This window comes from Amorphus sp. MBR-141, from assembly GCF_053628695.1.
The window spans coordinates 1-5823 of sequence record NZ_JBRJGW010000068.1 but is presented as its reverse complement, the minus strand read 5'-3'; the positions used below and the strand labels follow the sequence as shown (position 1 = coordinate 5823).

Below are 5823 nucleotides of genomic sequence, written 5' to 3'. Positions count from 1 at the left end.
TTGATCGCCTGTCGCGACCGCCGCCCGGGCAATGCCCTCAGTGTGGTTGCTCCCTGCAAAGCGCGATACCCTCACTTCTGCCAAAGTAGTGCTAGTCTGTTCGAACTATTTAGATGCGCGCGGTCTTCGCCAACCCGCGAGCATCTTTTTCAAATGATCGGCTCGTTTGCGTGATAATTCGATTGTGACACCCTCTAGCAGATCGCGACGTGCCGGCACTTCGCGTTGGAGAGTGTATTCAACGAAATATGACAGAGCATTCTCAATGGCTTCTATGCGCCCGGTCTCGCTTTGATGCTCAAGCCGGTTGGAATAGTAATAGTCCCAGCCCACTCGCAGCAGCTTGGTATAGCCCAGCCTTTCCAGGAATTCCTTGGTCGCCCGAGCATCAGGCGCGTTTTCGTGGATCTCAATCTGCACGATACCGCTATTCTTCGCCAGCAGCCTTTCGGCACCGATCAGGACCTTGTGTTCGTGACCCTCCACATCGATCTTGAGCACGATGTCACGCCCCTCTGCGTCCACTAGCGTATCGAGCGGTTCGATCGGCACCGTATCTTCTCCTTCGAAGGCTAGGTTTTTGAACAGATGGGTTTCAGTAATTCCATTTCCGCCTGAATAGTCTGAGATCTTACGGAAGCGGGTATGTCCGCTTCGGTCGGAAAGCGCGATCTTGTGAATCGCGACCTTACCCGTCATCTGATTGAGCGCAATGTTCCGTTCGATCTCGACGATGCAATCGTCCATCGGTTCAAACACCCGAACTTCTGCCACGCTATCGAGATCACCGAGCAGGATGGCGTAAACGCCAATATTGGCGCCGATATCGAAGACTAGCGCCTCGTTCAGACTGCGTGCCAGTGTGCGCAACAAGTAGGGCTGGATCGGCTCGAACCTGAGCGTAAGGGCATTGCGCTCTGTGGAAATGCGCGTCCACTGGAAATTTTCGTACATAAAGACTTAATCCTGTTCACCTGTTACGTCTATTATCTTCTCGATCACGTGCTCCCGATCATGATTCGTCATGTAGGGATGCATCGGCAGGCTCATTACCTCTTCGGCCGCCTGGTCGCCATGTGGGACGTCGGCTTCGGCGTCAGCGACGGCGGGCTGGCGATTAAGCGCAAGCGGGTAGTAAACGGAGGTGGGGACGCCGGCTTCCTTGAGCCGTTCCTGCACGCGGTCGCGTTCGCCGACGCGTATTGTGTATTGCGCCCAGGCGCTGCTCCTGTCCTGATGAATTCTGGGGATTCGGATCGCATGGTCACGAAACGCATCGTCATATGCGTTGGCGAGCGCTCGCCGTGCGGCGATCTCCTTGTCAAGTATCGTAAGCTTAGGCAGAAGAATGGCCGCCTGAAGCGTGTCGAGCCGCGAATTAACGCCAACGCGGACATGGTAATACCGGCGTGCCTGACCGTGGCGGGCGATCTGGCGCAGCGCCTTTGCCAGGTCCGGATCGGAGGTGAACATCGCGCCGCCATCGCCGTAGCAGCCCAGCGGCTTAGATGGGAAAAAACTGGTGCAGCCTATAGTCGTCAAGTTGCAGGATTTGCGACCCCGGTAGTCAGCGCCAAAGCTTTGCGCGCCATCTTCGATCACCGGCAGCGAATGTTTGTCGGCAATCGCATTGATCGAATCGAAATCGGCGGGCTGGCCGTAGAGCGACACCGCGATGATCGCCCTCGTGCGCGGAGTGATCGCCGCTTCCAGCTTTGCGGGGTCGAGGTTGTAGCTCACCGGATCGATATCGACATAGACGGGTCTGGCGCCCAGCAGCGCAGCGGTTTCCGCGGTCGCGATATAGGAGAAACTGGGGCTTATGACCTCGTCGCCCTCGGACACACCCAGCGCCATAAGCGCGATTTGCAGCGCGTCGGTGCCGTTGGCGCAACTGATGCAGTGCGCTGCACCACTATAGCCGGCAAGCCGCTCCTCCAGTTCGCCAACTTCGGGCCCGAGGATATATTTGCCATGTGACAGCACGCGAGCGATGCAGGCATTGATTTCGTCTCGTAAGTGCTCTTGCTGCGCGGCTAGGCCTACGAAGGGGATCATGTTGAGGCCTGCTTGCTGGCAAGCCAAGCGGTGACGGCGGCATCACCCTTGGCCCGCAGGTAATGAAAGACATCCTTGCCCAGCGCATCGTATCGCATGGGATCGGCACCCGCTTCGAGCAGGGCCTCAAGAATGGTGAAATCGGGGGTGTCCTGCCCCATCAGCGCGGACTTGGCATACATCAAGACCGTGGTTCCTTTCCTACCGCTGGCGTTGGCGTCCGCCCCGCGTGCCAGCAACGTGTGGACCACGTCACGGTGTTGGCCGTGGGCCGCGACGATGAGGGGCGTCCAACCTTCTGAGCTGCGGAATTCTATCAGATCGGGTATTGTAGCCAGTAGCTTTTCGACCTTGGCGGCATCGCCATCGCGGCAGGCCGCGAGCAGGGCGCGCCCTGTCTGGGCACGGTACTGGGCCACACGCCAGTTCGGGAACGCCTCGACCGCGGCGCGCTTTTGCTGAAGCGTCATTGGTTCGTTCTTTCGCGGCCGGTCAACGGGCTGGCACGTCAAGATGCCGGCGTTGCGTTCTTTTATAAAGCGCCGCAAAGCACGGATTTGAGACTGGTAGTTGTTGTTCTGTACCGCCTCTATGGTGTCATCGGGGCCAAGAGGCGTTTCCTCGAAGAACAGCTCGTCGCCCGCATCCACACGCGGGTCGATGTAATGCGCCGTGACACCCATCGGGACGTTATTCATGATAGTGTAGAAGAAAAGGTCCAGACCGGCGGTTTCGGGCAGCTTGCCCGGATGGATGTTCAGGATGCCCTCATCGAAGAGTTCGATCACCGCACGCTTGATGATCCGCGCGCCTGTGATTACGCCCAACCGGAACCCCGCCTTGTCGCGCAGTGCCGTAATGGCACCTACATCGTCATGTTCGCATTCATAGAACGCAAAGCCCAGAGCATGGCAGACATCTAGCGTCTTGCGCACCGGAGCCGACCGCAACATCGTCGGGAAGTACTGGTTCGAATCGGCATGTGGCAGTGCTTTCCACGGCGCGCCGATCACGGTCACGTCCCGAAAACCCGACGTTGCCAACTCGAAGAGAAAATCCTGGGTCTTCCTGTGCGCGAAGGCATAAGCGAAAACGGCGATTGGCTCGTTGCTGGTCATGCTCACCGCCCCACGAACGGGTGCACATCCCCCATGGTGCCCACTGGTGCAGTGCGGATATGCGCGACCGTCTCTATGGCGGTGCGGTTGTCCTCCAGTCCGAAGCCGCGCCCGGCGAGGATTTCCTCGTAGCTGCGGGTGTGCAGATCGGTGAAGCCGCCCGAGAACTCGATTTCGTCGCCATCGACGGTGATCGACCGATAGGTGCGCTGACCTTCGCCGCGCGGGCCTTCGGGCACGTCGCCCAGGTCCAGCGACAGAAACCAGCGCACGCGCGCACACTCGTATTCAAGGTAACCCGCGGCGCGGGTGTCTTCGCGCAGGTGGACTCGGTTTTCCTGTAACTCGCCGAAGATGAAATGCAGCATGTCGAAGAAATGCACGCCAATATTTGTGGCGATGCCGCCGGATTTCTTCTCATCGCCCTTCCAGCTTTGCAGGTACCAGTGCCCGCGGGAGGTGATGTAGGTCAGGTCGACCTCGTGCTTGCCGTCGCGCGCCTCGGTCCCGACCTGCTCACGCAACGCCATGATCGCGGGGTGGACGCGCAGTTGCAGGATGGTGTTGACCTTGCGCCCTGTGTCAGTCTCGATCTCCTGCAGGCCGTCGATGTTCCAGGGATTGAGCACCAACGGTTTTTCACAGATCGCATCGGCCTCTGAGCGCAGCGCGAAACGCATGTGGCTGTCGTGCAGGTAATTGGGCGAACAAATCGAGACAAAGTCAACACCCCCTCCTCCGCGGCGCTTTTTGTCGATGTGCCGATCAAAACGCTCAAATTCTGTGAAGAAGTCCGCGTCTGGAAAATAGCTGTCCATGATGCCAACAGAGTCATTCGGATCAAGAGCTGCGACGAGGCGGTTTCTAGTGTCCTTTATCGCTTGCATGTGGCGAGGAGCGATATAGCCGGAGGCACCAATAAGCGCAAAATTCTTCATTGGTCTTTACTCTTCGGGACTGTCAGGAATTTCGTGCGTGAGGCCATGATGATGGAAAGGAGAATCATCACATGGCTATTGAAAAGTAACAGCTGGATCAACTGCTGGCTGGGCGCGATCCGAACGAGGTTTTTGCCAAGGACGGCCGCGTCGACGATCTGAAGAAGGCGCTTTCGGAGCGCATCCTGAACGTCGAGCTGGACGAGCATCTGGAGGATGAACGCCAGGCCGGTGGCGCTGTAAACCGGCGCAACGGCGTTTCGAAGAAGTCGGTCCTGACCGGCACGTCGAAGTTGACGCGTTCAATCCCGCGCGACTGTGCGGGCACCTTCGACCCGAAGCTGATCGCCAAGTATCAGCACCGTTTTCCATATTTCGACGAGAAGATCATCTTGGCGGAATGGATGATGACATCGGGCTGACAGGCGTCGATGGCGCTGTCGAGCGCCGTCTGATCCTCGAGCATTGCCTCGACGGCGGAAAAGCACTCGTGCTGTTGCAGCATCGTGTGACGATGACGCTTGAGCGTCACGTCGTAATAGTCGGTCATGCCGTCGAAGCCAGCGACCTCCCAGCCGTTCTGGAGCAGATGCTCGGCAAGATGAAACCCGATGAAGCCGGCTTTGCCTGTAATGAAGGCGCGCCTCATTGTGCAGCATCCGCCCCGTCGACGGCGCGCGCCAGATCGGTGGTGAAATGCAGCCGCCCGGCCGCTACGTTGCGGGCCAGAACAGCCTCGAGACCCGGCTCATAGATCGGCCCCTCGCCGTCGGTCAGTCGCGCGACCTTCTCGACCGCCTTGTCGACGCAAACCACGTCATGGCCGAAGTCGGAAAAACAGGCCCCGGACACGAGACCGACATAGCCGGTGCCAATCATTGCAATTTTCAAGAGAAATCCGTCGGTGTGGTAACTGTGATCGAAATCTGACTCACCCGACAGAGCATCTTATTGCTCAACACCTTTTGCCTTCAGCTCGGCGAGCTCGGCCTCGGACAGATCGGCCCCGACCTCTTCGACCTCAGCCTTGATCGCCTCATATTCGGCCATTTTGCGCACCAGGAAGCGCTTGGTCAGATCGGCTTTTGCAGCAATTCCCTTTTGCGTCAGCACATAGGCATAGCGCCGCTTGTCTGCCGCGGCCGTAAAATTGCCCAGCTTGACCATGCCCTTTTCCAAGAGCGCGTTGAGGACATAGTGGATGCCACCGTTGCTGACCCCGACCGCCTTGGCCAGTTGGCGCTGGGTCATCTCGGGATTGTCTTTCAACAGGCGCAGGATTCGGAACTGCACGTCTTCGCGCAGCTTGTCACGCTGGGTGGTCATGATTTCGGGGCTTTCGCGCAGGCTACCGCACAAGGACTGCCTGCGGGCCTCCTCGGGGTGACTTCTTTCGCAATGTGAAGCATAATCGGCGTGATTGCTCAGTTTTGAGCAATACATGCTCTCGGGTCACTAAGCAACAGGAAATGTCAGCGGTGGGGAATATTGTGGCGCGATCCTCGTCTGCTGGGCGGACGGACCGTGCCTGCACGCTGAAGTTGCGCACCATGGATGAATAGCTACAGCACAAATCACGCCAGGACAACCGCAAAATGCTGCGCCTGCAAAACCTGAAAGCGGCGGTGCAAAATTCGACCACGGTAGCGGCGGGATAGTCTCGCTTCGGGCGGCGTAAAAGTCGTCCACCTATTTCCCTTCTGCAACAT

The 5823-nt window shown here is 58.3% G+C and carries 5 protein-coding genes and 3 pseudogenes; 1 reads left to right on the top strand and 7 read right to left on the bottom strand.

What is annotated here, in order from left to right:
* Positions 1 to 105: 105 nt before the first annotated feature.
* Genes ACSSVZ_RS27875 through ACSSVZ_RS27860 form a run of 4 tightly spaced genes read right to left on the bottom strand, consistent with a single transcriptional unit; the run spans position 106 to position 4114 of the window.
* Positions 106 to 954, bottom strand: coding sequence for an FkbM family methyltransferase (locus ACSSVZ_RS27875; protein WP_453974126.1), 849 nt, complete (start codon positions 952 to 954; stop codon positions 106 to 108).
* Positions 955 to 960: 6 nt separating this feature from the next.
* Positions 961 to 2058 carry a DegT/DnrJ/EryC1/StrS family aminotransferase gene (locus tag ACSSVZ_RS27870; RefSeq protein WP_453974125.1) on the bottom strand — a complete coding sequence of 366 codons (1098 nt, stop codon included), beginning with the start codon at positions 2056 to 2058 and terminating at the stop codon, positions 961 to 963.
* The gene (locus ACSSVZ_RS27865; protein WP_453974124.1) at positions 2055 to 3176 is read right to left on the bottom strand and encodes an ankyrin repeat domain-containing protein; all 1122 of its coding nucleotides are present in this window, start codon (positions 3174 to 3176) and stop codon (positions 2055 to 2057) included. The genes ACSSVZ_RS27870 and ACSSVZ_RS27865 overlap by 4 nt, the downstream gene beginning before the upstream one ends.
* Positions 3177 to 3178: 2 nt before the next feature.
* Entirely contained in the window at positions 3179 to 4114 is a 936-nt protein-coding gene (locus ACSSVZ_RS27860) for a Gfo/Idh/MocA family oxidoreductase (RefSeq protein WP_453974123.1), read from the bottom strand.
* A gap of 92 nt (positions 4115 to 4206) precedes the next feature.
* Here ACSSVZ_RS27860 and ACSSVZ_RS27855 point away from each other — a divergent pair.
* Positions 4207 to 4506: pseudogene (locus tag ACSSVZ_RS27855) on the top strand (transposase); the annotation flags it as partial.
* A 2-nt stretch (positions 4507 to 4508) separates the two neighbouring features.
* Here ACSSVZ_RS27855 and ACSSVZ_RS27850 read toward each other — a convergent pair.
* From ACSSVZ_RS27850 to ACSSVZ_RS27840, 3 genes and pseudogenes are all read right to left on the bottom strand, one after another.
* Positions 4509 to 4763, bottom strand: a pseudogene (locus ACSSVZ_RS27850) (GDP-mannose 4,6-dehydratase); the annotation flags it as partial.
* 8 nt (positions 4764 to 4771) lie between these two features.
* Positions 4772 to 5005: pseudogene (locus ACSSVZ_RS27845) on the bottom strand (UDP-glucose 6-dehydrogenase); the annotation flags it as partial.
* Between the two features lie 57 nt (positions 5006 to 5062).
* Complete coding sequence (locus tag ACSSVZ_RS27840; RefSeq protein WP_453974122.1) at positions 5063 to 5440, bottom strand: MarR family EPS-associated transcriptional regulator; 378 nt, start codon at positions 5438 to 5440, stop codon at positions 5063 to 5065.
* Positions 5441 to 5823: the final 383 nt, after the last annotated feature.